The organism is Geothrix rubra (genome assembly GCF_030268065.1).
In the GTDB taxonomy this organism is placed as follows: Bacteria; Acidobacteriota; Holophagae; order Holophagales; family Holophagaceae; genus Geothrix; species Geothrix rubra.
On record NZ_BSDD01000003.1, the window covers coordinates 162899 to 188587 of the forward strand.

Consider the following 25689-nt stretch of genomic DNA (forward strand, 5'->3'; position numbering starts at 1 on the left):
AACCGTTGGTCCCCCCCACCCGAGGGACGGGGGGAACAGGCATGGAGGCCTCCGCATGAAAAGCCCGAGCAGGATCACGACCTTGTTTGTCGACATCGGGGGTGTCCTGCTCTCCGATGGCTGGAACCATGAAAGCCGGATGGAGGCCGCCGCGACCTTCGACCTGGATGCCCAGGAACTGGAGAATCGGCATCACCAGGCGTTCGATACCTACGAATCGGGCAGGCTCAGCCTGGAGGCCTATCTGGAACAGGTGGTGTTCCATCAGCGACGGGCCTTCACCCCTGACCAGTTCATGCGTTTCATGTTTGGACGGTCCAGGCCCATTCCGGGGATGATCGAGCTGATCCGCGGGCTGAAGGCCAGATACGCCTTGAAGGTCGTGGCCGTCAGCAACGAGGGGCGGGAATTGAATGCGCATCGCATCCGGACCTTCAAGCTGGATGGATTCGTGGATGCCTTCATCTCTTCCTGTTTCGTCCACCTCCGCAAGCCCGATCCGGAGATCTTCCGCCTGGCATTGGACATTGCCCAGGTGCCCGCCCCGCACGTGCTCTACCTTGAAAACACCCCGATGTTCATTACGATTGCGGAAGGTCTGGGGATCCAGAGCCTGCGCCACGCGGACTACGACTCCACCTGCAGGAACCTGGCTTCGGTTGGGCTGAACCCGGATGAAACGCTCCCTTGAACCCACAGGAACCTCCATGAGTCAACCCGCCAGCCGCCTCCCCCTCCTCCAGCGTCCATCCTGGAAGGCCTTGGCGGCTCACCACGACGAGGTGCGGCAGCTGCACCTGAAGGACCTGTTCGCCGGGGACGCCGGGCGCGGCGAGCGGTTGACGCTGTCCGCCGGGGATCTGTTCCTGGACTACTCCAAGAACCGCGTCACGGACCGGACCCTGGCGCTGCTGCTCCGCCTGGCCCAGGAGGCGGGCCTGGAGGAACGCATCAGGGCCATGTTCAATGGCGAGAAGATCAATGCCACGGAGGGCCGGGCCGCCCTTCATGTGGCCCTGCGCGCCCCGGCGGGCTCGACCGTCCTTGTGGATGGACGGAATGTCGTCCCCGAGGTGCAGGCCGTGCTTGAGCGGATGACGGCCTTCGCCAACCGCGTCCGGGCGGGCCAATGGACGGGCCACACCGGGAAACCCATCAGGAACCTTGTCAACATCGGCATCGGCGGCTCCGACCTCGGTCCCGTGATGGCCTACGAAGCCCTCAGGCACTACAGCGAGCGCAGCCTCACGTTCCGTTTTGTCTCGAACCTGGATGGCAGCGATTTCCTGGAGGCGACCCGGGATCTCCATCCCGCGGAGACGTTGTTCATCGTGTCCTCCAAGACCTTCTCCACCCTCGAGACCATGACCAATGCGAACAGCGCCCGCGAATGGCTGATCGCTGGGCTGGGGGGCGACCCCAAGGCGGTGGCCAGGCACTTCGTGGCGGTGTCCACGGAGGCGGAGAAGGTGACGGCCTTCGGGATCGAGGCCGCCAACATGTTCGGCTTCTGGGACTGGGTCGGGGGCCGCTACTCCATGGATTCAGCCATTGGCCTCTCGACCATGGTGGCCATCGGACCCGACCACTTCAGGTCGATGCTCCGCGGCTTCCATCGGATGGACGAGCATTTCCGGACCGCACCCTTCGCGGAGAACATGCCGGTTCTCATGGGCCTGCTCTCCCTCTGGAACACCAACTTCCTGGGCGCGGAAACGGCCGCCGTCCTCCCCTACGAGCAGTACCTGAAGCGGTTTCCGGCCTACCTCCAACAGCTCACCATGGAGAGCAACGGCAAGCACGTCACACGCGAGGGCAGACCGGTGGAGTACCAGACCAGCCCGATCTACTGGGGCGAACCGGGCACCAACGGCCAGCACTCCTTCTACCAGCTGATCCACCAGGGAACCCGCCTGATCCCCTGCGACTTCATCGCCTTCGACCACCCGCTGGTCCCCCTGGGCCGGCATCACGATCTGCTCCTGGCCAATGTGTTCGCCCAGGCGCGGGCCCTGGCCTTCGGCAAGACGGCGGAGGAAGTGGAAGCCGAAGGCACGGTGGCGCGGCTGGTGCCGCACCGGGTGTTCGAAGGCAACCGCCCTTCCAATGTCCTCATGGCCGACCGGCTCACGCCGGCGGTCCTCGGCCAGCTCACCGCCCTCTACGAGCACCTCGTCTTCACCCAGGGCGTAGTCTGGGACATCGATTCCTTCGACCAGTGGGGGGTCGAGCTGGGCAAGGCCCTGGCCATGTCCATCATTCCGGACCTGGAAGGCGGAGCCGAGCCCACGCTGGGCTACGACAGCTCCACGAACAACCTGATCCGCCGCTATCGCGCCTCGAAGGCCAGGAGCCCAGGATGACACCGTCCCAGGACCTTCCCTTCGCCCCCGGCTGGCCGGGGATCCCACCCCGCTGGACCTCCAGCGCCAAGAGTGGGGTGGGCACCGCGCTGCGGTCGAGCGGAAGGACCTGGTTCACGGTGAGCCACGGCATCCTGAACGAAGTCTACTACCCCCGCATCGACCAGGCCTGCACGCGCGACCTGGGGTTGATCGTGACGGACGGCAAGGGATTCCTGTCAGAGGAGAAGCGCCACGCCCGGCATGAAATCACCCCCTTCGCCGAAGGCGTCCCGGCCTTCCGCCTGGTGAACACCTGCTGCGAGGGGAGGTACCGGATCGAAAAGGAGATCCTCTCCGACCCCAGCCGGGAAGTCGTCCTGCAACGGATCTCCTTCATCCCGCTCACGGGTGCCCTCGGGGACTACGCCCTCTACGCGCTGCTCACGCCCCACCTGGGCAACGCCGGGGCGGGCAATACGGCCTGGGTGGGCGAGGTCAAGGGCAGGCCCATGCTGTTCGCCGAGCGGAAGGGCACGGCCCTGGCGCTGGCCTGTTCGACAGACTGGCTGAATCGGTCCGCGGGATTCGTCGGCACCTCCGACGGCTGGTCCGATCTCGATCTGCACCGGCGGATGGCATGGGGCTACGGGCGCGCGGAGAATGGCAACGTCGCGCTGACCGGGGAACTGGATCTCGTCGCCTCGAAGGGGCACTTCGTGCTCGCGCTCGGCTTCGGCCAGACCTTCGGCGAAGCCGCCCATCGAGCGGCCGCAAGCCTCCTGGACGGCTTCGATCAGGCGGCCTCCGAGTACTGCAGCGACTGGAAGGACTGGCAGGGCACCCTGCGGCCAATGCAGCAGCGTTCGGAACCGGGGGCACCCGACCTCTACCGGGTCTCCGCCGCCGTCCTGCGGACCCATGAATCGTCCCGCATTCCGGGAGGCATCATCGCCAGCCTTTCCATTCCCTGGGGGTTCTCGAAGGGCGACGGCGACCTCGGTGGCTACCACCTCGTGTGGCCGCGCGACCTGGTGGAGAGCGCGGGCGGCCTGATTGCAGCCGGGGCCTGGGAGGAAGGAAGCCGGGTGCTCCGCTACCTTGCGGTCACCCAGGAAGCCGATGGCCGCTGGCCCCAGAACATGTGGCTGGATGGCTCGCCCTACTGGGACGGCATCCAGATGGATGAGACCGGTTTCCCGATCCTGCTGGTGGACCTCGCCAACCGGTATGGCGCCCTGGAGCAGGCGGACTGCGAACGCCTGTGGCCCATGGTGCGGCGGGCTGCCGGGTTCCTGGCCCGGAACGGTCCAGTCACCCAGCAGGATCGGTGGGAGGAAGACCCCGGCTACTCGCCGTTCACCCTGGCGGTGGAGGTGGCGGCGCTCCTGTGCGCGGCCGACCTTTCGGACCGGTTTGAGCCGGCGCTGGCCGACTACCTCCGGGAAACCGCCGATGCCTGGAACTCGGCCATCGAACGCTGGACCTATGCCACCGAAACGGAGCTTGCCCGTGAGGTTGGCGTCGACGGGTACTACGTCCGCATCGCCCCCCTGGACGAGGCCGACGCCTGCTCTCCGGCCATGGGGTTCGTACCCATCAAGAATCGCCCCCCGGGGGAAAGCTGCGCGGACGCCGCGCGCATCATCAGCCCCGACGCGCTGGCCCTGGTCCGGTTCGGGCTCCGGGCCCCGGACGACCCCCGCATCCTGAACACCCTCAAGGTCATCGACGCACGCCTCAGGACCGACACGCCCAGGGGTCCACTCTGGCGGCGCTACAACGGCGACGGCTACGGGGAGCATGAGGATGGCGCCCCCTTCGACGGCACGGGCATCGGGCGCCCCTGGCCCCTCCTGACGGCTGAGCGCGCCCACTACGAACTGGCCGCGGGCCGGCCTGCGATGGCGGAGGCCATGGCCTCCGCCCTGTCGCGGTTCGCCAACAAGGGAGGCCTCCTGTCCGAGCAGGTCTGGGACGCGGCCGACATCCCCGAACGCGAACTGTTCTTCGGCCAGCCATCCGGTTCCGCCATGCCCCTCGCCTGGGCGCACGCCGAATACATCAAGCTCTGCCGCTCCCTGGAGGACGGCGCCGTCTTCGACATGCCGCCGCAACCGGTCCAGCGCTACCAGGTGCTCAAGGTGGAGTCCCCCCACATCATCTGGCGCTTCAACCACAAATGCCAGACGATGCCCGTGGGCAAGCGGCTCCGGATCGAGGCGCTCCAGCCGGCCATCCTCCACTGGAGCGCCGACGGCTGGGGAACCGTGGCGGACACCCCCACGCGGGACACCGGGCTCGGGCTCCATGTGGTCAATCTCCCCGCCGAGGCGATCCGGCCCGGTGGCCGGGTGGACTTCACCTTCTTCTGGCCCCTCGCCGGCCATTGGGAAGGCCGGGATTTCGCCGTCGCGGTGGGTCGGGCCCCAACCCCAGACGCAGGAGCGCCCCGATGACCAACCTGCCCCCCTCCGATGCCTTCGTCTTCTTCGGCGCCACCGGGGATCTGGCGTACAAGAAGGTCTTCCCCGCCCTGCAGGCGATGATCGGGCGTGGCCACCTGAATGCGCCCATCCTGGGGGTCGCCCGGGCGGGTTGGACCCTCGACCGCCTCAGGGAGCGTGCCAGGGCGAGCCTCGAGGAGCACGGCGGGGGCGTGGACCAGGCCGCCTTCGCGAAGCTCCTGGACCTCCTGCACTACATCGAAGGCGACTACCACGATCGGACCACCTTCGATGAGCTTCGCAGGCAGCTCGCCGGGGCGGCCCATCCCATCCACTACCTGGCCATCCCGCCCAGCATGTTCCCGGTGGTCATCGACCATCTGGGAGGCTCAGGCTCCGCCAGGAATGCCCGGGTGATCGTCGAGAAGCCCTTCGGCCGCGATCTGGCCTCGGCCCGCAGCCTCAGCGACACCATCCACACCGTGTTCAACGAGCCGGACGTCTTCCGCATCGACCACTACCTCGGCAAGGAGGCCGTGCAGAACCTCATCGTGTTCCGCTTCGCGAACACCTTCCTCGAGCCCATCTGGAACCGGAACTACGTCGAGAGCGTGCAGATCACCATGGCCGAATCCTTCGGGGTCCAGGGCCGGGGCAGTTTCTACGAAGAAGCCGGCGCCATCCGTGACGTCATCCAGAACCACCTCATGCAGGTGGTGGGCTTCCTCGCCATGGAGCCCCCTGCGACCACCTACCGCGACGCCATCCGGGACGAGCTGGTCAAGGTGTTCCGCCAGGTCAAGCCGCTCGGTCCGGGGGACCTCGTCCGCGGGCAGTTCCAGGGCTATCGGGATGAGCCCGGAGTGGCCCCCGATTCGACGGTGGAGACCTTCGCGGCCCTCCGCCTCGAGGTGGACTCCTGGCGCTGGGAAGGCGTCCCCTTCTTCATCCGGGCGGGCAAGTGCCTCCCGGTGACGGCGACCGAGGTCAAGGTCAAGTTCAAGCGCCCCCCCCTCACCCGCCTGGCGCCGGGCATCGGGAACCACCTCCGGCTGCGCCTGAATCCCGAGTTGAGCATCGCGCTCGGGGCCCGGGTCAAGAAGCCCGGCGAGGAGATGATCGGTGAACCCACGGAACTGTCCCTGGTCCATCACGAGTCCGGGGATGAGATGGGCGCCTACGAGCGGCTGCTCGGTGATGCCATGGGGGGTGACGCGACCCTGTTCGCGCGCCAGGATGCCGTGGAAGCCGCCTGGGCCATCGTGGATCCCGTCCTCGGCCATGCGACGCCCGTGCATCCCTACCAGCCCGGCACCTGGGGGCCCGCGGAGGCGGCGGCCATGACGGCCGAGGTGGGTGGCTGGTCGGATCCGGAGGGTTCCCCATGAACATCCTCGTCATCGATGTGGGAGGAACCCATGTGAAGGTGCTCGCGTCGGGCCAGACCGAGCCGCGCAAATTCGAATCCGGCCCCACCCTGACGCCTTCCCGGATGGTGGAGAAGGTCAAGGCGCTCACGGCCGACTGGTCCTACGGCGCCCTTTCGATCGGCTACCCGGGCCTGGTCGTGCACGGCCGGATCGCGGCAGAGCCGCGCAACCTGGGCCGGGGCTGGGTCGGTTTCGACTTCAGCGGGGCCTTCGGCCTGCCGGTCCGGATCATCAATGACGCGGCCATGCAGGCCCTGGGCAGTTATGAAGGAGGGCGCATGCTCTTCCTGGGGCTGGGTACGGGGCTGGGTTCGGCGATGATCGTCGGCGGCCGGATCGAGCCGATGGAGCTGGCCCACCTGCCCTATCGGAAGGGCCGCAGCTATGAGGACTGCCTGGGTCTGGCGGGCATGAAACGGCTGGGCCGGAAGAAATGGCGCAAGCACGTCTGGGCGGTGGTGGACCTGCTTCGGGGCGCGCTGGAGCCTGAGTCCGTGGCCGTGGGCGGCGGCAACGCCGTGAAACTGAAGCAGCTGCCTCCTGGCGTGCGCCGCGTCGACAACGCGAATGCCTTCGTCGGCGGCTTCCGCCTTTGGCAGGATGGAGGGCTCGAACGATGAGACTCGGAATGATCGGCCTTGGCCGGATGGGCTCCAACATGGTCCGGCGACTGATGCAGGCAGGCCATGAATGCGTGGTGTTCGATCGCTCGGACGAGGCGGTTCAGGCCATGGTGGAGGCGGGTGCGATCGGAGCCGCCTCGCTGGACGAGCTGGCCGCGAAGCTGCCGCAACCGCGGGCGGTCTGGCTGATGGTGCCGGCGGCCGGGGTGGACGCCGCCCTGGGGGACCTGGCCCCGCGGCTGGCCCCGGGCGACACCCTCATCGACGGGGGCAATTCGTACTATGTCGACGATGTGCGCCGGGCGAAGGAGCTGGAGGCCCGCGGGCTCCACTACATCGACGTGGGCACCAGCGGCGGCGTGTTCGGCCTCGAGCGCGGCTACTGCCAGATGATCGGGGGGGAGCCGGGGCCCGTGAAGCGCCTCGAACCCATCTTCGCGGCCCTCGCCCCGCCCATGGCGTCCAGCCCCCGGACGCCCGGGCGGGAGGGGAAGGGCGGCACCGCAGAACGGGGGTACCTCCACTGCGGGGGCGCCGGGGCCGGACACTTCGTGAAGATGGTCCACAACGGCATCGAGTACGGCCTGATGGCCGCCTACGCCGAGGGCCTCAGCATCCTGCGGCACGCCAATGCCGGCAAGAAGGCGGGCGTGATCGACGCCGAGACCACGCCCCTGCGCGACCCCGAGCTGTATTCGTACGACTTCGACCTCGCGGACATCGCCGAAGTGTGGCGCCGGGGAAGTGTCATCTCCTCCTGGCTCCTTGATCTGACGGCACGGGAGCTCCTGGAGCAGCCTGATCTTGCGGGGTTCGCCGGACGCGTCTCCGACTCGGGGGAGGGCCGCTGGACGGTGAAGGCGGCCATCGACGAATCGGTGCCCACGCCGGTCCTCAGCGCCGCCCTGCACCAGCGCTTCTCCTCCCGGGGCGAAGCGGATTTCGCCGACAAGCTCCTCTCCGCCATGCGCCACGCCTTCGGGGGTCACCTGGAACGGAAGGAATGAGAAGGGCCGTGCGAGCCCCGTCCAGCCCCGGGGCCACGCGGGGGTGATCCCGGGGGGCCTCAGTGGAAATCCACATCCTCCGGGAGTTCGTTGCGGTCCGCCGCGCCGGCGGAGGGGAAGTGGGTGGCCAGGCGCTCCCCCACCATGCGGATGCCCTCCACCAGGCCCTCCGTGAACGCCCCCTTGCGGAAATGGGAGGAGAGGCAGGCCGAGACGTCCTCCCAGAAGGCCTGCCCGACCTTCTCGTGGATGCCCGAATCGCCCAGGACGGCGAAGCGCCTCCGGCTGGGCACCAGGAAGATGAGCACGCCATTGCGATCGGCCGTGCGCGCCATGCCGAGCCGGCGGAAGGCCTTCCCGGCGGTCTTCTCCACATCCCCCCAGAAGAAGGACGCCACGGAGACCCGGATCTCCCCGGAGGTGACCCGCTCCGCCTCCTGGATGGCCGCCACGACCCGGACCTGGTCCACGCACTTCCTCAGGCTCCTGCGGCTCATGCCCACCATGGGGACCCTCCGTCGCTCACCATGATCCCGATGCCCCCCCGCCGCCGGACCGGCCGCCACCCCCGGACCAGCCGCCGCCGCCTCCGCCGCTCCCTCCCCCGCCGCGACCTCCGGACAGCATGTTGAACAGGAGCCAGATCGCCAGGCCCGGGTGGGTGATGGCCAAGGCCAGGAAACCGAGGCCCAGCAACCCCACGACGATCCAGCCCCCGGGCCCGAGGGGTTGGCTCCCCCCGCGGCCCCGCTCCTGGGGCTGCCGGGCGGAGGCGTCGCCCCCCACCACCTTCAGGATGCGATCCACCCCCGCGTTGAGGGCCCCGTCGGCATCCCCGGCCGCGAGCCCGGGCAGGATCGTCTCCCGGATGATCCGCGAGGCCACGAGGTCCGGCACCTGGCCCTCCAGGCCGTAGCCCACCTCCAGCCGGACCTTCCGGTCCTCCGTGAAGACGAAGAGCACCAGGCCGTCATCCAGGCCCTCGCGGCCCACCTTCCAGGCGGCGAAGGCCCGCACGGTCCAGTCCTCCAGCGGATCCCCGCCGGTGGTCTTCCCGATCCACACCAGCACCTGGTGGCCGGTGCTGGCCTGGTAGGCCTTCAGGCGCTGGTCCAGCCCTTCCCGCGCGGCCGGGGAGAGGAGGCTGGGACCATCGGTCACCCAGCGGGTGGGCGGGGGCGGTGCCGCCGGCTGGGCCCCCAGGCGCAGCCCGCCCCAGAGACCCGCGATCAGACCGAGGAGGACAAGGAGTCGCCGCATGGGCGCGGCGGGCTAGAAGGCGACCTTGGGCGCCGTCTCGGCCCCGGCCTGGGCCTTGAAGTAGGGGCGTTCCCGGAAGCGCTCGCCGAAGAAGCCCGCCAGCAGGACCGTCGGGAAGCTGTTGCGGCGCGTGTTGAAGGCCTGGGCCGCCTGGTTGAAGCGCATGCGCTCCACGGCGATGCGGTTCTCGGTGCCCTCCAGCTGGGCCTGCAGGTCCCGGAAGTTCTGGGTTGCCTTGAGGTCGGGGTACTTCTCCACCACCACGAGCAGTCGGGAGAGCGCCGAACCCAGACCGTCCTGCGCCTGCTGGAACCGGGCCATGGCCTCGGGGGAGGCCGGGGCCTGGCTGCCCATGGAGACCTGGCCCACCTTGGCCCGGGCCTCGGTCACGGCCAGGAAGGTGTCCTTCTCGAAGGCCGCGGCACCCTTCACCGTCTCCACCAGGTTCGGCACCAGGTCCGCCCGCCGCTGGTAGACGTTCTCCACCTGGCCCCACTGGGCATCCACGGCCTGACTGAGGCTGTTCAGGGAGTTGTACGCCCCCATCGTGCCCATGCCGATCACCACCAGCAGCACCACCACCAGTCCGCCACACCCCAGTGCGATCTTTCCGCCCAAGCCCATGGTTCCTCCCGATGCATGCCCCGTCAGGATACTCGTCGGTGCCACCGGGAGGCGCCCGGCCTTCGCGAACCCGGCCGATTCCTCCTTTCCTGCGCGCCATTTCCGGGCGGGACGGAGCCGAGTGCCTACTTTTGAGGATGAGGAGGTCGCCATGTTCAACCGGGTCCTCGTGGGGATCGATTTCTCGCCCGCCAGCCGGCGGGCCTTGGCGCGCGGGGCGATCCTCGCCCAGGAGCTGAACCTGCCGCTGGTGGCCATGCACGTGGTGGAGAACGCGAAGCCTCCCTTCTACGCCGCCTACGCGCCGCTCGGCGATCCGGGCTGGTTCCGCGAGGTGGAGCCCATGGCGCACAAGAAACTGACCGAATGGCTGGCGCCCTACCCGTCCGCCCGGGGCATGGTCGCCAGCGGCAGCCCCGGGGAGTCGCTCATGGCCGAGGCCGACCCCGACACCCTGCTCGTGGTGGGCCAGGTGGGGCACAACGCCCTGGAGCACCTCCTGTTCGGGAGCACGGCCAACCGGGTGGTCCACCACGCCGTCTGCGACGTGCTGGTGGTGCGGGAATCCGAGCCCCGGTAGGGCCCGCCGACACAGCCCTCGCAGCACGAGGTCTTTCCGCTATGATCCTTCGGATATCCGCCGAAGGAGTTCCATGCTGCGCCGCACGCGACTCGCCCTCCTGGTCCTGGCCGCCTCGCTGGCCTCCGCCCAGGTGGATCCCGCAGGGTTCCAGGGCCTCCACTGGCGCATGATCGGCCCCTTCCGGGGCGGGCGGGTCCTGGCCGTGACGGGCGTGCCGGGCCAGCCCGAGCGCTTCTACTTCGGCGCCGTGAACGGCGGCCTCTGGGAGACCCGGGACACCGGGCGCACCTGGCAGCCGGTCTTCGATGGCCAGCCCAACGGCAGCATCGGCGCCGTGGCCGTGGCGCCCTCGAACCCGGACGTGCTCTACGTGGGCACCGGCGAGGCGGACATGCGTTCGGACATCTCCCAGGGTGACGGGGTGTACCGCTCCGCGGACGGGGGCCGGACCTGGGCCCGCACCGGCCTGGAGGACAGCCAGCAGATCGGCCGCATCCTCGTGGACCCGCGGGACGCCGACCGCGCCTTCGTGGCCGCCCTGGGCCATCCCTACGGCCCCAACGCCCAGCGGGGCGTGTTCCGCACCACGGATGGCGGGCGCACCTGGACGAAGGTGCTGGGCCCCGACGACGCCACCGGCGCCATCGACCTGGCCTTCGAGCCGGGGAACCCCCAGGTGCTCTACGCCGCCCTGTGGCAGGCCCGGCGCACGCCCTGGAGCATCTACCCGCCCCTGGAGGGGCCGGGCTCGGGCCTCTGGAAATCCGAGGATGGCGGCGACCACTGGACCCGCATCGAAGGCGGCGGCTTCCCGGCGAAGGTGGGCCGCATCGGCCTGGCGCTCTCCGCGGCCGCGCCCCGCCGCGTGTACGCCCTGGTGGACGGGCCGGAGGGCGGGCTCTACCGCTCCGAGGACGCCGGGGGGCACTGGACAAGGACCACCGCCGACAGCCGCCTCTGGGCCCGGGGCTGGTACTTCGGCCGGATCACGGCGGATCCCGCGGACGCGGACCGGATCTACGTCATGAACACCATCCTCCTGCGCTCGGACGACGGCGGGCATCGCTTCCTCGCCCAGAGCGGGGACTTCACGGGCGACGACTTCCACGAGCTGTGGATCGATCCCGCCGATCCCCGGCGGCAGATCGTGGGCTCGGACCAGGGGGCCCAGGTCACCGTGAACGGTGGCCGGACCTGGAGCTCGCGGCTGAACCAGCCCACGGCGCAGATCTACCACGTGGCCACGGACCGCGGCTTCCCCTACCGCGTCTACGGCGCCCAGCAGGACTCCGGGGCCGTGGGCCTCCCCAGCCTCACCACCTTCCACGGCACCCTCAGCCTGGAGCAGTTCCACGAGATCACCGCCGGCGGCGAATCCGGCATGATCGCACCCGATCCGGACGATCCCTCGATCGTCTACGGCGGCACCGTGGACAAGCTGGACCTGCGGACGGAACAGACCCGCTCCGTGGATCCCACCCTGGCCACGCCGGACCTCCACCGGCGGGCCTGGACCCTGCCCCTGGCCTTCTCCCGGAAGGGCCCGAAGGCGCTCTACTTCGGCAACCAGCGGCTCTACCGCACCCGCGACGGCGGCGAGCACTGGGATGCCGTCAGCCCGGACCTGACCCGGCCCGCGCCCGGCGCGCCGCCCTCGCTGAAGGCGGAGGGCATGACCTCCGATGCCGGCGCCGATCCTCGCCGCGCCGTGATCTACGCCATCGCTCCCTCGCCGAGGGACGGGAAGCTGCTCTGGGTGGGCACGGACGACGGCCTGGTGTGGCGCAGCGCGGACGGCGGCGTCCACTGGAACGACGTCACCCCGCCGGACCTCACGCCCTGGTCCAAGATCGCCGGGCTCGAGGCCTCCCCCTTCGACGCGGGCACTGCCTACCTCGCGGTGGACCGCCACCGGATCGAGGACCGGGATCCCCACCTCTTCCGCACCCGCGACGGGGGGCGGCACTGGACCGCCATCACGACGGGCCTGCCGGAGGGCGAGTTCGTGAACGCGGTGCGCGAGGATCCCGCGCGGCGGGGCCTGCTCTACGCCGCCACCGAGCTGGGGGTCCACGTCTCCTTCGACGACGGGGACCACTGGCAGCCCCTGCGGCTCAACCTGCCGCCCATCTCCGTCCGCGACCTCGAGGTCCATGGGGAGGACCTGGTCATCGCCACCCACGGCCGCGGCTTCTGGATCCTGGATGGGCTCGGCCCCCTGCGCCAGGTAGAGGCCGGGGCGCTCCGGACGCGCCTCCTCCGGCCCGCCACGGCCCTCCGGCTGCGTCCCGCCCAGTTCACCGGCACGCCCATGACCAAGGACGAACCCACCGCCCCGAATCCCCCCTTCGGCGCCTGGATCGACTACGTGCTGGCCGCCGTCCCCCACGGTCCCATCACCCTGGAGGTCCGCGGGGCCGGGGGGAGCCTCCTGCGGCGCTACACCAGCACGGACCAGCCGGCGCCGGTGGACCCCGCCACGGCCCACGCCGCCCCCGAGTGGATCGTCCGCCCCAGCACCCTGGCGACCACGCCCGGCATGCACCGCTTCGTGTGGCCCCTCCGCCGGGCCCTTCCGCCGGAGCTCTCCCACGGCAACCCCTTTGCCGACGGCCTCTGGGTTCCTCCGGGACGCTACGAAGTGACGCTCACGGTCGATGGCCGCACCTATCGCCAGCCGCTCCGCATCGCGCCCGACCCCCGCATGAAGCTGCCCGCAACGGCCTACGCCAGGCAGTTCGCCCTGGCCCGCCGCATCGAGGCGGCCCAGGCGAGGTTGGCCCAGGCCCAGGCCGAGGCCCAGGCCCTGCACCGGGCCCTGGCCCTCCGGATGGCCTCGTCGGGATCCCCCGCGGAGCTCCGCCGCCTGGACCAGGACGTCACCGCCCTGGTGGGCCTTCCCGCCACCGCCAACCCCGCCAATTCCTGGGCCGCCCCCGTGACCGGCCTCCAGACCTTCCGCTACCTCGAGGGGGCGCTGGGCCAGTTGCTCCACGCCGTGGACGGCGCCGACGCCGCTCCCTCCCCGGACGCGATCAAGGGATGCGAACGGCAGGAATCCCTGCTCGCCACCACGCTTGCCACCTGGGAGCACCTGCGTCGCCGGGGGCTCGCCCTGGGGGCCGATCCACATCCGAAGCTGGACAGCCCCCCGCGGGGAACGCACATTTAGCTGCTGCCCGGTTGACAGACCACCCGCCCCGTCCGGTGCGCGTTCCCGGCTCCTGAGGAAGGTGAGACAGGCCCTTCACGGTCGCGACCGTGAAGGTTTGCTCTGCATCCGACGAGGGAGGCCCGCCATGGAACGCTACGACCTGAGAACCGAACCCAGCGGCCGGAAGCGGCTGGCGGTGCCCTACCGGGGCGCCCGGCTCCTGCGCCACCCCATGTACACGAAGGGGACGGCCTTCACCCAGGAGGAGCGGGTGTCCCTCGGGCTCGAAGGCCTGCTGCCCCATTCCGTGACCACCCTCGAACAGCAGTCCAGGCGCGTCTACGCCAGCATCCAGCGGAAGACGGATCCCCTTGAGAAGTACATCGGCCTGGCCGCCCTCCAGGATCGCAATGAGTACCTGTTCTACCGGGTGCTCATCGACCACATCCAGGAGTTCCTGCCCATCGTCTACACCCCCACGGTGGGCCGGGCCTGCCAGGAGTTCAGCCACATCTTCCGCCGGGCCCGGGGCCTGTGGATCACGCCCGAGCATCGGGGGCAGATCGCCGATGTCCTGAAGAACGCCCCCTTCGAGGACATCCGCCTGATCGTCGTCACCGACAATGAGCGCATCCTCGGCCTGGGCGACCAGGGCGTGGGCGGCATGGGCATCCCCATCGGGAAGCTGGCCCTCTACACCGCCGCGGCCGGCATCCCGCCCTGGCAGACGCTGCCCATCAGCCTGGACGTCGGCACGGACAACATGGACCTCCTCGACGACGAGTTCTACCTGGGCTGGCGCGCCCCCCGGCTCCGGGGACCGGAATACGACTCGCTGGTGGAGGAGTTCGTCCAGGCGGTGAAGCGCGTCTTCCCCAGGGCCCTGCTCCAGTGGGAGGACTTCAAGAAGCTCAACGCCTTCCGCCTGCTCGATCGCTACCGGAAGACCCTCCCGAGCTTCAACGACGACATCCAGGGCACCGCCGCGGTGGGCGTGGCGGCCCTCCTCGCCGGTTCCCGGGCCACGGGCATCCCCCTGCGGCAGCAGCGGGTCCTCTTCTTCGGCTCGGGTGCGGCGGGCATCGGGATCGGGCGCCTCGTGCGGGAGACCCTGCGCGGGGAAGGGCTCGAAGGCGAGGCCCTGACCACCGCCACCGCCCACCTGGACCTCCAGGGCCTGCTCATGGATGACGACCCCATGCTGGATCCCGTGCAGCGGGCCTTCGCCTGGCCGGCCGAACTGGCGGACCGGATGGGCCTGGTCCCGGACCGGCGCCGCGACCTCGAGGCCGTGATCCGCGCCTACCAGCCCACCGTGCTCATCGGCGTGTCGGCCAGTCCCGGGGCCTTCACGGAAGGCGCCATCCGCGAGATGGCCCGCCATACCGTGCGCCCGCTGGTCCTGGCGCTCTCCAACCCCACGAGCAAGGCTGAGGCCAAACCGGAGGACATCCTCGCCTGGAGCGAGGGCCGGGCCCTGGTCGCCACCGGAAGCCCCTCCGATGCCGTGACCTTCGAAGGCCGCGTGCATCGCATCGGCCAAGGGAACAACGTCTTCATCTTCCCCGGGGTGGGCCTGGGGGCGCTGGTCTCGGAGGCCCGGGAGGTGACGGACGGGATGTTCGCCGCAGCGGCCCGGCAGCTCGCGCGGGAGGTCCGGGACGATGACCTGGAGGCCGGCAGCCTCTTCCCGTCCACCGCCCGCATCCGGGACATCACCGCCCACGTGGCCGAAGCCGTGGTGCGGGAGGCGCGCGACTCCGGCGTGGCGAACCGGCCCCTGGAGGATGGCCTCATTCCCGGGGTCCTGGCCGAGGCGATCTGGAATCCCACGTCCTACCTGCCTTCGGATCCGGCGCCCCTGCGCCCGGCGGGTACGGAAGCCTCCATGCCGATCTTCGTCTGAAGGGGGCTACTCAGGGGCGAGTCTGCCCCTTCTGTTCCAGGGCGATCCGGATGGCCTCGAACCGGGCCACGTCGCATCCCCCTGCGCGGCAGGAACCGCAGGATCCGCCGCTGGCGCAGCCTCCGCGTCCCAGCAGGGTGCGGAGGAGTCCGCGCCCGAACCAGAGGGCCGCCGCGAGCACCATTCCCATTGCGATGAGGTTCTGGAGGTTCATGGCCACCTCACGCGTAGCCCATCCAGCGGCCCACGACCACGGCCATCCAGGCCAGGCCCCAGCCCAGGACGAGGCCGTAGGCGATGGAGAAGCCGGCCCAGCCCCAGCTGCCGGCCTCGCGCCGGATCATGGCCACGGTGCCGAGGCAGGGCGTGTAGATGAGGGTGAAGATCATGAAGGCGAGCGCCGTGAGGGGCGTGAGGCCGGACCGGTCGCGGAGGGAGACCTGCAGGGGGCTCAGCCGTTCGCCGGGCTTGGGCTCGTCGCTGGCCTGGTGGATGACGGCCATGGTGGAGACCACGATCTCCTTGGCCACGAACCCGGCGGTGAGGGCGATGACGTCCTTCCAGGCCTCCGGGCGCCGGTGGTCGGGGTCGAGGATCGGCTGGAGCAGCGGAGAGACCTTCTGGCCGATGCGGGCGGCGAGGCTGCTGTTCACGATGCGGCTCTCCCTGGCCAGCTCAAGGTCCCGGAGCCGGCTGTCCGTCTCGGCCTGGGGCAGCTGGAGGGCGACGACCGCCTGCCGCTGCTGGAGGTACTGCTCGGTCCACTCCGCGTTGGCGATGCCCGGGTACCGGGACAGGAACCACACCAGCGTGGCCCCGGCGAAGATGGTGGTGCCGGCGCGGGTGAGGAACACGGAGCCCTTCTCCCACATGTGCACCACGGTGCTCTTCAGCACCGGCAGGCGGTAGGGCGGGAGTTCCATCACGAAGGGCGAGCTGGGCCCGCTGAATAGCGCGGACCTGAGGAGCCGGCCCATGAGCACCGCCAGACCCAGCCCCAGGAAGTGCATGGCCACGATGGCCATCGCGGCCTTGATTGGCGTGAAGAAGGTGCCGGCGATGACGATGTAGACCTGCAGGCGCGCGGAGCAGGACACGAGGGGCGTCACGAGGATGGTGATCAGGCGGTCCTGGCGGCTCTCGATGGTGCGGGCGGCCTGGATGGCCGGCACGTTGCAGCCGCTGCCCATGATGAGGGGGATGAAGCTCTTCCCGTGCAGCCCCATGACGTGCATGAGGCGGTCCATGATGAAGGCCGCCCGGGCCATGTAGCCCGTGTCCTCCAGGAAGGCGATGCAGCCCATGAGGATCATGATCACGGGCACGAACACGATGACGGCGCTCACCCCGGGGATCACGCCATCCACCAGGAGGCTGGTGAGCTCCCCGGGCGGGAGGTGGTCGCCTGCGACGGCGGCCAGGGACTTGAACCCCTCGGCGATCCAGTCCTGGGGGATCTTCCCGAGGATGAAGGACACCGAGTAGATCAGCCCCAGGATGAGGATGAAGATCGGAATGCCCAGGTAGCGGTGCGTGAGGATCGCGTCGAGGCGGGCGGTGGGGGTCTTCCCCTCCGCCGCCGGCGTGGCGACCTCCTTCACCAGGCCATGGGCGAAACCGTAGCGGCGCTCGGCGACCAGGGTCGCGACATCCTCCTTCAGGTGCTGCTCGAGGAAGGCCTGGCTCTTCGACAGCTGCTGGCCGATGGCGGCGCGCGCGTGGCTGGTCGCCAGGGTGGCCTGGGCCGCGGGGCTGCCCTCCAGGAGCTGCAGGGCCAGCCAGCGGGGGGGCATGGCCGCGGCGAGGGCCTCGTCCCGCTGGATCTCCCCTTCCAGTTTCCTCAGCTCACCCTCGATGTCGTGCCCGTAGTCCACCGCGATGGACCGGCAGCGCTCCGTCTCGCCGCGGGCCAGGGAGGCCAGGAGCGTCTTCAACTCCTCGACACCCTCCTCGCGGTTGCCCACCGTGGCCACCACCGGGCCGCCGAGCAGGGTCTCCATGGCCTTCAGGTCCATGCGGATGCCGCGTCGCTCCGCATCGTCCACCATGTTCAGGACGAAGGCCATGGGCTTGCCCAGCTCCTTCAGCTGGGTGCTCAGGTAGAGGTTGCGCTCCAGGTTGGAGGCATCCAGGACGTTCAGGACCAGATCCACCTCGCCCGAGGCCAGGGCCTGCGCCGCCACCCGCTCATCCTCGCTTCGGGTCGACAGGGAGTAGGTACCGGGCAGGTCCACCACTTCCAGCTGGAGGCCTTCATGCTCGAAGGTCCCGGTGCGGCGCTCCACCGTCACGCCGGGCCAGTTGCCCACGTGATGCCGCGCCCCGGTGAGGGCATTGAAGATGGTGGTCTTCCCGCAGTTGGGATTCCCCGCCAGGGCGATGACCATGGGCATCAAGCCACCCGCTGGACGAGGATGCAGACGCTCTCCTCCCGCCGCAGGGACAGGTGGTAGCCCTTGATGACCAGTTCCATGGGATCGCCCAGGGGCGCCAGCTTCTCCACCCGCAGGCGGGCCCCGCGGATGAAGCCCATCTCCAGCAGCCGCTGGCGGATGGGGCCCTGCGCCTGCACCTGCACCACCTCCCCCTGGTCTCCCGGCTGGAGCAGGCTGAGGGGGATCGAAAGATTTTGAGTCATAATCTCAACTCCGACATCCAGTGTAACCCACCACCAGAGTGCAACAAGGTCCAAGTCTAAGGAAGTGATCTGTGTCTAAACTGGACCCAATGCGCCCCTCCAGTTCCCTGACCCTGCCCAATGCACTGACCCTGCTCCGGATCCTGGCGATCCCCTTCTTCGCCATCGCCCTCTGGTATGGGCACCACTGGCATGCCTTCATCATCTTCGCAGCGGCCGGCTTCACGGATCTGCTGGACGGGCTCATCGCCCGGGCCTTCGACCAGCGCTCGGACCTGGGGGCGGTCATGGACCCCGCCGCGGACAAGCTGCTCATGACCACCGCCTTCATCCTCATGGCCTGGCGGACCCAGGGCATGACCGCGCCCATCCCCGTCTGGGTGGCCATCCTGGCCATCTCCCGGGACCTGGTGATCTCCTTCTACGCCTTCGCCTCGGTGGAGCGCCTCAGCGAGAGCACCTTCCAGCCCAGCTTCCTGGGCAAGCTCAGCACCGCGGCCCAGCTGGTGGCGGTCTCCCTCGGCCTGCTCTTCAACGCCCTGGGCCCCCGGCCCTGGATGGCCCGCTTCCAGCCGGCCATGTACTACGTGGTGGCGGCGCTGGTGCTGGCCTCGGGCATCCACTACTTCCTGCGGGCCAGCCATCCAACGGCCCAGCGCACCTGAACCTACGGCCAGGCGGCATGCATGAATCCGAGATTGGCCAGGTTCCTCGTGGCGCTCCTGGTCCTCGGCACCTTCGCCTGGGTCCTGGCCTCGGCCGTGGCACCCCGCCTTAGGCAGCAGCTGGCTCCGGAGCCCCCCTCGAACTTGAAACCCGTCTCGGCGCCCGGGCCCGCTTCCACCGGCGTCACCGGCGAAGTGTCCGATGCCACCCGGGAATCGCTGCAGAAGCACCTCGAACAGAGGAGGAAGAAGCAGGAGGCCGGGGCGAAACCCTGATAGCCTTGCTATTCCGCGTCGGGAGACGCCGAAGGAGCCACCATGAGGAAGCCCGCCCCGAAAGGGCCCCAGCCTGCCCGGAAACCCTCGAAGCCGTCGCCGGCCAGGTCCGCAGGCCCTGCGCCCCGCGCCGCCAGGCCCGCCCCGGCCAGGGCTGCCGCCCGGCCGGCCCGGCCTGAGACCGCTGGCGCGAATTCCGGCCAGGGAAGGGCCGGCGGGGCGCGCCCCGGCGCGAAGCCCCGCCCGGAGTCGGCCCGTCCGAAGGCGACGCCCCCGCCCCGCGGCCCACGCCCGAACGGGGCCCCTGGCCAGGAGCGCCTCCAGAAGCTCCTCGCCGCGGCCGGCATCGCCAGCCGCCGGGCCTGCGAGGCCATCATCCTCGACGGGCGAGTGCAGGTGAACGGGAAGACGGTCTCCGAACTGGGCGCCAAGGCCGACCCCCGCCGGGACGAGATCACCGTGGACCTGGTCCCCATCCACCGGGAGGCACCGGTCTACATCCTGATGAACAAGCCCAAGGGCTATGTCACCACGGTGAAGGACGACCAGGGCCGCCCCACGGTCATGGCCCTCCTGAAGGACGTCCCGGGGCGCCTCTACCCGGTGGGCCGCCTCGACTTCAATTCCGAAGGCCTCCTGCTCATGACCAACGACGGCGCCCTGGCCCAGGTGCTCATGGGCCCCGAGCACGAGATCCCCAAGGTCTACCTGGTGAAGGTGCACCGGACGCCCAAGCCCGAACTGCTGAAGGAGTTCCAGGAGGGTTTCCGCCTCAGCGGGCGCCGCCTGAAGCCCTGCCACATCGAGATCGCCGAGAAGGGGGACAACCCCTGGCTGAAGGTCACCCTCACCGAGGGCAAGAACCAGCAGATCCGCCGCATGTTCGCCGCCGTGGGCCACCCCGTGAGCAAGCTGCGCCGCGTGCAGTTCGGCCCCCTGGCCGACCCCCTCCTGAAGCCCGGCGCCTGGCGCTTCCTCAACCCGCAGGAGATCGCGGCCATCAAGAGCCTATAGCAGCGAGGAGACGATCCCCCCGTCCACCGCGAGGGTGGAGCCGGTGATGTAGGCCGCGCCGGGACTCGCCAGGAACGCCACGGCCTCGCCGAATTCCCGCGGGTCGCCGTACCGTCCGGCCGGGATCCGGGTGGCCTGCTCCGCCTGCACCTCCTCCAGGGTCCGCCCGCTGCCCTTGGCGGCCTCGCCGTCGAGGAACCGCACGCGGTCCGTGAGGATGCGGCCCGGGGCGACGCAGTTCACCGTGATGCCGTCCCGGGCCACCTGCCCGGCCAGGGTCTTGGCCATGGCCGTCACCGCCGCGCGGAGCGAGTTCGAAAGCACCAGCGCAGGGATGGGCTGCTTCACCGCGCTGGAGGTCACGAAGAGGATCCGGCCCCAGCCCTGGGCCTGCATGCCCGGCACCACGCCCCGGGCGAGGCGGACGGCGGGCATCAGCAGGCTGTCGAAGGCCCCCTGCCAGGCGGCGTCATCGAAGCCCATGAAGGGCCCGGGCGGCGGGCCGCCGGTGTTCGACACCAGCACATCGACGCGCCCGTGGGTGGAGAGGGCCGCCTCGAGCACCGCCCGGATGTCCTGGGCCCGGCCGAGGTCCGCGACCAGCGGGAGCACCTGCCGCCCCGTGGCTCGGCGGATCTCCTCCGCGGCGCGCACCACGGAGGCCTGGTCCCGGCTGCAGATCACCAGGTCGCAGCCCGCCGCCGCCAGGGCCTCCGCCGAGGCCCGTCCGAGCCCGCGGCTCGCCGCGGTCACCAGCGCCACCCGTCCCTCCAGGGTCCCGACCATGCCGCACCTCCTCGTGAATCCGGTCTTCCATCATGCATGGGGCGAATCCGACCCCAGGGTCCCCTCCCGGCGGGCTCAGGAAAGATGCAGGCTCCTCGCCGCGAGGAGCACTTCCCGCAGGAAGAACACCAGGGCGGCGACGAAGGCGGCCATGGCCAGGATGAACAGGGAAGCCACCGGCAGGGCCACGTTGGCCTTCACCACGGCCCCGAGGAACACCGCCGCGATGCTGACGCACACCAGCAGGGCCGCGGTGGTGCCCGACGAGAGGGCCAGGTTCACGAGCCTGCGCCGCCGGCCCAGGATGCGCATCTCGGCCTGCACGGCCTCGGTGCGGCCGCCCAGGGGGGCCCCCGGCCGCTCGGTCAGGGCCCGGGCCCGGTCCACGATGCGCGCCAGCCGCGTGGACAGCACCCCGAGGATGGTGCCGATGGAGGTCAGCAGGAAGACCGGCGCCACCGACAGCTGGATGACGTGCGAGATGTCGGAGATGGTCTGGTCGGAGACAGGCGAGGGCATGGCTCTACCGGTACCAGCGGTCAGCCCCCGGCGGCCAGCGAAAACATCCTGGGCCGGCTGCTCCCTACAGCGCCTCTTCCTCGAAATCCAGCATGTGGCCGCTCTTCCGGGCCTTGGTCTTGAGGTAGCGCAGGTTGTAGGGATTGGCGGCCAGCTGGTGGCGCTCCCGCTCCACCTCGATGCCCGCGGATTCCAGGGCGCCGATCTTGCGGGGGTTGTTGGTGAGCAGCTTCACGTGCTTGATCCCGAAGAACTTCAGCATCTCCACGGCGCAATCGTAGGTCCTCAGGTCGTCGGGGAAACCCAGGGAGTGGTTGGCTTCCACGGTGTCGAGCCCCTGCTCCTGCAGGGCGTAGGCCTTCAGCTTGTTCAGGAGGCCGATGCCCCGGCCCTCCTGGCGGAGGTAGAGCACCATGCCCCCGTGCTCGGCGATGTGGCGCAGGCCCTCCTCCAGCTGCTGGCGACAGTCGCACTTGAGGCTGCCCAGGACATCCCCGGTCCAGCACTCGGAGTGGATGCGCACCGGAATGCGGCGGCGGGCGTCGATCTCCCCGCTCACGATGGCCAGGTGCTCCTTCCCCGTGGCGTGCTCCAGGAAGCCGTAGACCGTGAACTTCCCGAAGATGGACGGGACGTTGGCCTTGGCGATGAAGGGCACCTTCTCCGCCTGGAGCTTGCAGAACAGCTCGAGCTTCGGGGCGCTGCTGGGTTCTTTGGGAGCCATGGGGATCCAGGGGAAAGGGCCGCGTCCATGAGATGCCGGTCGGCCTACGAATGAGTCTGGGATCGCGACGGTGCGGACGCAACCAATTGCGTCTTGGTAATTATCTAGACAATATCCTTTGCCATCTGGGCGAGCACCGCCGCTTCCACCTCGGCGATGAAGTCCGGCAGCGGCACGGCGGCCTTGGCACCGGAAGCCAGACGGTGCCCGCCGCCCCCGAATCGGCGGCAGACCGCGTTCACGTCGACCCGCTCCCGGGAGCGGAGGCTCACCTTGGCGCGGCCGTCGGCGGCTTCGGAAAACAGGGCCGCCACCTCCACGCCCTTCAGCCTGCGGGGCTCCTCCACCAGCTCGTCCAGGTCCTCGTGGGTGGCGCCGCAGGCGGCCAGGTCGGCCTTGGTGACCGCCACGTAGGCGAAGCGCCCGCCATCGCGGAGCTGCAGGCCCTCCAGGGCCCGCCCGAAGAGCTTCAGCTTGGCCGGCGTGGCGGTCTGGTAGAGGGCGTTGTAGGTGCGGGAGGGGTGGATGCCCTGCCCCACCAGGTCCGCGGCGATGCGGTGGATCTTGGGGGTGGTGTTCGAGTGCCGAAAGTTGCCGGTGTCGCTCACGATCCCCGCGTACAGGGCCTGGGCCATGACATCCGGCAGGGGGCCCGCGATGCGCGGGCGGACCAGATCGTAGACCAGTTCCGCGCTGGCGCTGGCGTCGGGGTTCGTGAACTCGGCGTCGAAGCCCTTCGGCGCGTCCTTGAGGTGGTGGTCCAGGCAGGCCCGCATGGCCTGGGTGGTTTCGAAGGCGGCAGACAGCGGCCCCATGCGGTGGGGCTCGGAGGCGTCGATGAGCAGCCAGGCGTCCGGCCAGGCGGCGAGGTCCCGGTGGACGCCCGGATCGTAGGCTTCGATCCACCCTTCCTGATCCAGGAATCGGAGGTTCTCCGGAAGCGCCGGGGTGACCACGATGCGGGCCGTCCGGCCCGCGGCCTTCAGGTGGGCCGCCAGGGCCACCGCCGCGCCCACCCCATCCCCATCGGGATTCTCGTGGGTGGTGAGAAGGAGCCTGGTGTGGCGATCCAGGAAGGCGGCGAAACGGTCCAGCATGAATCCTGACCTCGACAGTCAGGATATCAGAGGTGTTCCTTCCTCTCGGCATCGGCTTCGCCGATGCGCGAGACCGCGCCGACCCACCGGATCCTAGAGGTGCTCCTCCCTCTCGGCATCGGCTTCGCCGGTGCGGGAGACCGCGCCGACCCACCGGGTTCTAGAGGTGCTCCTTTTTGCTCTCGAGGCTGCCCGGCTTGAAGGCCTTCAGCTCGTGCACCACCTCGGCCAGGAGGGCGCGCTTGAGGGCGTAGGGCAGGAAGGCGCTCTTGAAGCCCATGATGATGACTTCCTTGATCTCCTCGAGGCCGAAACCCAGTTCCTCGTGGATGACCTGGAACTCGCGGCTCACGGTGGTGTTCGTGACCATGCGGTTGTCGGTGTTCACCGTGACCCGGAGGCCCAGGTCGTAGAAGAGGCGGATGGGGTGGTCCGCCATCTTCTTCACGGCCTTGGTCTGCACGTTGCTGGACGGGCAGCACTCCAGGGGGATGCGGTGGTCGTTCACGTAGTTGAGCAGGTCGCCGTCCTCGATGAGCCGCACCCCGTGGCCGATGCGGTGGGCGCCGCAGAGGTGGATGGCCTGGTGGATGCTCTCGGGCCCGTAGGCCTCGCCGGCATGGAGGGTGCAGTTGATGTTGTTCTGCAGCACCCGGCCGAAGGCGTCCTTGTGCCGCTTGGCCGGGAAGTTCTCCTCCGCTCCTGCCAGGTCGAAGCCCACCACGCCCTTGTTCTTGAAGGCCACGGTGAGGTCCGCCAGGCGCAGCGAGATGTCCGGCGAGATGTGGCGCATGCCGCATAGGATCACCCCGGTCTTGATGGGGTACTGCTTCTCCGCAAGGGCCAGGCCCTCCAGCACCGCCTGCACGATGGCATGGAGGGTGAGCCCCTTCTGCTGGTGGAGGATGGGGCTGTAGCGCACCTCCATGTAGCGGACGTTCTCCTTCGCCGCGTCCTCCGCCAGTTCGAAGGCCGTGCGGACGAGGCTCTCGTAGGTCTGCATCACCGAGAGGGTGACGTCGAAGGCCCGGAGGTACTCGACCAGCGACTTGCAGTCCTCGCCCACCTCCACGAAGGGGCGCAGGCTGTCCACGGTGTCCGCGGGCAGCTTCACCTTCTGCTGCTCGGCCAGGTCGAGGATGGTGGGGATGCGGAGGCTGCCGTCCAGGTGGACGTGCAGGTCCGTCTTCGGAAGGCGCTGAAGGTCCTGGAGTGTAAGTTTCGGCATGGCCTAGCCTAACGCCATGCGCGCCGGTGGTCAGCTGTCCGCCTGGCGATCCCACCGGCGCGCAGCGCGGAATTCCCGGAGGGTAAAGCGAAAGCCCGGCTCCGCCGGGCCTTCGCGCGGGGGCCCGGGGGTGTGCACGCAGCGCGACCCTAGATCCTCGCAACGCCTGCGTTGCGAGGAGAACCCCCGGAGAAGATCAGACGCTGAGCTGGCTCAGCCGGTGGGCGAGCGCCGACCCGTCCGTGTCCAGCTTCAGGCACTCCTTGCAGAGGCCGAAGATCTGGTGGCTGTGGTGCATGGGCTTGAAGCCGTGCTCACTGCAGATCGCCTCCTGGAGCTTCTCCAGGTCCGCCCGGAAGAACTCGATGATGGTGTTGCAGTTCAGGCAGATGAGGTGGTCATGGTGCTCGTTGCTGCGCACGGGCTCGTAGTGCGCATGCTGGTCGCCGAAGCTGCTCTTGCGGACAAGTCCGCACTGCACCAGAAGGTCCAGCGTGCGGTAGACGGTGGCGCGGCTGATGGCCTTGCCCTTCTGCTTGAGCGCGATGTGCAGCTGGTCCGCGTCGAAATGCTCCGTCTGCGCGAACACCTCCGCCAGGAGCTCCCGACGTTCTCCCGTGAGCTTCAGCTGCCGGGCACGGAGGAAGCTCTCGAAGCGCTGTTGTTCATCCGGTAGATCGATTTTCGACTTTCGCATGGGGGACCTCGGGGGGCAGTGTAATCGAGTTTAATGAAAATTCCGCGGGTCCAGGGAAACAAATGGGATGTATTATGAAGATGTCCCTATACATATCGGAGTCCTCCCATGGCCGTGGTCATCGTTCAATCCCCCTCCCTTTCGGCGGACCAGAAGCGGCGCGTGGGCGAGCGGATCATCACCGCCCTGCAGAACGAGGACATCGCCCCCGGTTCCGTCGTGGTGCTGTTCCGGCCCGAGCGCGGTGACATCTACCTGGACGGCCTGCTGGTGGAGGCCCAGGCCCGGCCCCAGGCCGCCCTGCCCCCCGCCCCGGCCCCCGCCCCCCGGCCGGCGGCCGTGGAACCCCAGGCGGAAGTGCCCGCCTTCAAGTCCAAGGCCCGCCGGAACAAGGGCGAGCTGGAGGATCTCAAGCAGAACCTCGTCCTGGAGCTCCAGAAGGCCGGCTCCCTCAGCAGCTTCGAGGCCCAGGAGGCCCTGGGGCTGAAGGACTGCGACTGGGCTCCCGCCACCCTTCGCCGGCTCTTCACCGAGCTGGAGGAGGCCAAGCTCATCGGCAAGACGGGCCAGAAGCGGGGCACCCGCTACCAGTGGAAGGGCATCGCCAGCACCCAGGCCCCCGCGCCGGCCGTGAAGCTGGTGAAGGCCGACCCGGAAGAGTAGGTCACA

General features: G+C 69.4%; 25 protein-coding genes. 13 read left to right on the forward strand and 12 right to left on the reverse strand.

Annotated features, from left to right (window positions below):
- Positions 1 to 55 precede the first annotated feature (55 nt).
- The 6 genes from QSJ33_RS08755 to gnd are packed head-to-tail and all read left to right on the forward strand — an operon-like array spanning position 56 to position 7849.
- Positions 56 to 691: an HAD family hydrolase gene (locus QSJ33_RS08755; protein WP_285724667.1), complete on the forward strand. Its 636-nt coding sequence runs from the start codon at positions 56 to 58 to the stop codon at positions 689 to 691.
- Positions 692 to 707: 16 nt separating this feature from the next.
- Positions 708 to 2363 carry a glucose-6-phosphate isomerase gene (pgi, locus tag QSJ33_RS08760; RefSeq protein WP_285724669.1) on the forward strand — a complete coding sequence of 552 codons (1656 nt, stop codon included), beginning with the start codon at positions 708 to 710 and terminating at the stop codon, positions 2361 to 2363.
- A complete protein-coding gene (locus QSJ33_RS08765; protein WP_285724671.1) occupies positions 2360 to 4801 on the forward strand; it encodes a glucan 1,4-alpha-glucosidase in 2442 nt (813 codons plus the stop codon). The genes pgi and QSJ33_RS08765 overlap by 4 nt, the downstream gene beginning before the upstream one ends.
- Positions 4798 to 6177, forward strand: coding sequence for a glucose-6-phosphate dehydrogenase (gene zwf / locus QSJ33_RS08770; RefSeq protein WP_285724673.1), 1380 nt, complete (start codon positions 4798 to 4800; stop codon positions 6175 to 6177). Before QSJ33_RS08765 ends, zwf begins: the two co-directional genes overlap by 4 nt.
- Complete coding sequence (locus QSJ33_RS08775; RefSeq protein WP_285724675.1) at positions 6174 to 6839, forward strand: ROK family protein; 666 nt, start codon at positions 6174 to 6176, stop codon at positions 6837 to 6839. The genes zwf and QSJ33_RS08775 overlap by 4 nt, the downstream gene beginning before the upstream one ends.
- The gene (gene gnd, locus QSJ33_RS08780; RefSeq protein WP_420801385.1) at positions 6836 to 7849 is read left to right on the forward strand and encodes a phosphogluconate dehydrogenase (NAD(+)-dependent, decarboxylating); all 1014 of its coding nucleotides are present in this window, start codon (positions 6836 to 6838) and stop codon (positions 7847 to 7849) included. Before QSJ33_RS08775 ends, gnd begins: the two co-directional genes overlap by 4 nt.
- 59 nt (positions 7850 to 7908) lie before the next feature.
- On the opposite strand, the gene QSJ33_RS08785 is transcribed toward gnd, so the two are convergent.
- From QSJ33_RS08785 to QSJ33_RS08795, 3 genes are read right to left on the reverse strand one after another with little or no spacing between them, the layout of a single operon-like run.
- Entirely contained in the window at positions 7909 to 8346 is a 438-nt protein-coding gene (locus QSJ33_RS08785) for a TPM domain-containing protein (protein ID WP_285724677.1), read from the reverse strand.
- Between the two features lie 25 nt (positions 8347 to 8371).
- Entirely contained in the window at positions 8372 to 9109 is a 738-nt protein-coding gene (locus QSJ33_RS08790; protein ID WP_285724679.1) for a TPM domain-containing protein, read from the reverse strand.
- A gap of 12 nt (positions 9110 to 9121) precedes the next feature.
- Positions 9122 to 9733, reverse strand: a complete 612-nt coding sequence (locus QSJ33_RS08795) for a LemA family protein (RefSeq protein ID WP_285724680.1) — start codon at positions 9731 to 9733, stop codon at positions 9122 to 9124.
- A gap of 151 nt (positions 9734 to 9884) precedes the next feature.
- Between QSJ33_RS08795 and QSJ33_RS08800 the strand changes: the two genes are divergently transcribed.
- The 3 genes from QSJ33_RS08800 (at position 9885) to QSJ33_RS08810 (ending at position 15376) form a co-directional block, all read left to right on the forward strand.
- Positions 9885 to 10313 carry a universal stress protein gene (locus QSJ33_RS08800; RefSeq protein ID WP_285724682.1) on the forward strand — a complete coding sequence of 143 codons (429 nt, stop codon included), beginning with the start codon at positions 9885 to 9887 and terminating at the stop codon, positions 10311 to 10313.
- A gap of 73 nt (positions 10314 to 10386) precedes the next feature.
- Entirely contained in the window at positions 10387 to 13488 is a 3102-nt protein-coding gene (locus tag QSJ33_RS08805) for a WD40/YVTN/BNR-like repeat-containing protein (RefSeq protein ID WP_285724685.1), read from the forward strand.
- Positions 13489 to 13615: 127 nt separating this feature from the next.
- Positions 13616 to 15376 (forward strand): NAD-dependent malic enzyme, encoded by a 1761-nt coding sequence (locus QSJ33_RS08810; protein ID WP_285724687.1) that lies wholly within the window; start codon positions 13616 to 13618, stop codon positions 15374 to 15376.
- Positions 15377 to 15386: 10 nt separating this feature from the next.
- Here the strand turns inward: QSJ33_RS08810 and QSJ33_RS08815 are convergent, their stop codons facing one another.
- Genes QSJ33_RS08815 through QSJ33_RS08825 form a run of 3 tightly spaced genes read right to left on the reverse strand, consistent with a single transcriptional unit; the run spans position 15387 to position 18014 of the window.
- On the reverse strand, positions 15387 to 15590 hold the full coding sequence (locus QSJ33_RS08815; RefSeq protein ID WP_285724689.1) for a hypothetical protein: 204 nt from the start codon (positions 15588 to 15590) through the stop codon (positions 15387 to 15389).
- A gap of 7 nt (positions 15591 to 15597) precedes the next feature.
- Positions 15598 to 17769, reverse strand: coding sequence for a ferrous iron transport protein B (feoB, locus tag QSJ33_RS08820; RefSeq protein ID WP_285724691.1), 2172 nt, complete (start codon positions 17767 to 17769; stop codon positions 15598 to 15600).
- Entirely contained in the window at positions 17769 to 18014 is a 246-nt protein-coding gene (locus tag QSJ33_RS08825) for a FeoA family protein (RefSeq protein ID WP_285724693.1), read from the reverse strand. The genes feoB and QSJ33_RS08825 overlap by 1 nt, the downstream gene beginning before the upstream one ends.
- 89 nt (positions 18015 to 18103) lie before the next feature.
- Between QSJ33_RS08825 and pgsA the strand changes: the two genes are divergently transcribed.
- Genes pgsA through QSJ33_RS08840 form a run of 3 tightly spaced genes read left to right on the forward strand, consistent with a single transcriptional unit; the run spans position 18104 to position 19969 of the window.
- Positions 18104 to 18679, forward strand: a complete 576-nt coding sequence (gene pgsA / locus QSJ33_RS08830; RefSeq protein WP_285724695.1) for a CDP-diacylglycerol--glycerol-3-phosphate 3-phosphatidyltransferase — start codon at positions 18104 to 18106, stop codon at positions 18677 to 18679.
- 21 nt (positions 18680 to 18700) lie between these two features.
- Complete coding sequence (locus tag QSJ33_RS08835; protein ID WP_285724697.1) at positions 18701 to 18955, forward strand: hypothetical protein; 255 nt, start codon at positions 18701 to 18703, stop codon at positions 18953 to 18955.
- Between the two features lie 42 nt (positions 18956 to 18997).
- Positions 18998 to 19969 (forward strand): pseudouridine synthase, encoded by a 972-nt coding sequence (locus QSJ33_RS08840; protein WP_285724699.1) that lies wholly within the window; start codon positions 18998 to 19000, stop codon positions 19967 to 19969.
- Here QSJ33_RS08840 and QSJ33_RS08845 read toward each other — a convergent pair.
- The 6 genes from QSJ33_RS08845 to QSJ33_RS08870 all read right to left on the reverse strand — a co-directional run bounded on the left by QSJ33_RS08845 (position 19964) and on the right by QSJ33_RS08870 (position 25020).
- Positions 19964 to 20755 (reverse strand): SDR family oxidoreductase, encoded by a 792-nt coding sequence (locus QSJ33_RS08845; RefSeq protein ID WP_285724701.1) that lies wholly within the window; start codon positions 20753 to 20755, stop codon positions 19964 to 19966. The genes QSJ33_RS08840 and QSJ33_RS08845 overlap by 6 nt on opposite strands.
- A gap of 75 nt (positions 20756 to 20830) precedes the next feature.
- The gene (locus QSJ33_RS08850; protein ID WP_285724703.1) at positions 20831 to 21274 is read right to left on the reverse strand and encodes a DUF2721 domain-containing protein; all 444 of its coding nucleotides are present in this window, start codon (positions 21272 to 21274) and stop codon (positions 20831 to 20833) included.
- Positions 21275 to 21338: 64 nt separating this feature from the next.
- A complete protein-coding gene (gene ribA / locus QSJ33_RS08855; RefSeq protein ID WP_285724704.1) occupies positions 21339 to 21998 on the reverse strand; it encodes a GTP cyclohydrolase II in 660 nt (219 codons plus the stop codon).
- A gap of 104 nt (positions 21999 to 22102) precedes the next feature.
- Positions 22103 to 23095: a DHH family phosphoesterase gene (locus QSJ33_RS08860; protein ID WP_285724706.1), complete on the reverse strand. Its 993-nt coding sequence runs from the start codon at positions 23093 to 23095 to the stop codon at positions 22103 to 22105.
- A 160-nt stretch (positions 23096 to 23255) separates the two neighbouring features.
- Positions 23256 to 24323 (reverse strand): adenosine deaminase, encoded by a 1068-nt coding sequence (add, locus tag QSJ33_RS08865; protein WP_285724710.1) that lies wholly within the window; start codon positions 24321 to 24323, stop codon positions 23256 to 23258.
- Positions 24324 to 24519: 196 nt separating this feature from the next.
- Positions 24520 to 25020 carry a Fur family transcriptional regulator gene (locus QSJ33_RS08870; RefSeq protein WP_285724712.1) on the reverse strand — a complete coding sequence of 167 codons (501 nt, stop codon included), beginning with the start codon at positions 25018 to 25020 and terminating at the stop codon, positions 24520 to 24522.
- 108 nt (positions 25021 to 25128) lie between these two features.
- On the opposite strand from QSJ33_RS08870, the gene QSJ33_RS08875 reads away from it, so the two are divergent.
- Positions 25129 to 25683 carry a hypothetical protein gene (locus QSJ33_RS08875; protein WP_285724714.1) on the forward strand — a complete coding sequence of 185 codons (555 nt, stop codon included), beginning with the start codon at positions 25129 to 25131 and terminating at the stop codon, positions 25681 to 25683.
- Positions 25684 to 25689: the final 6 nt, after the last annotated feature.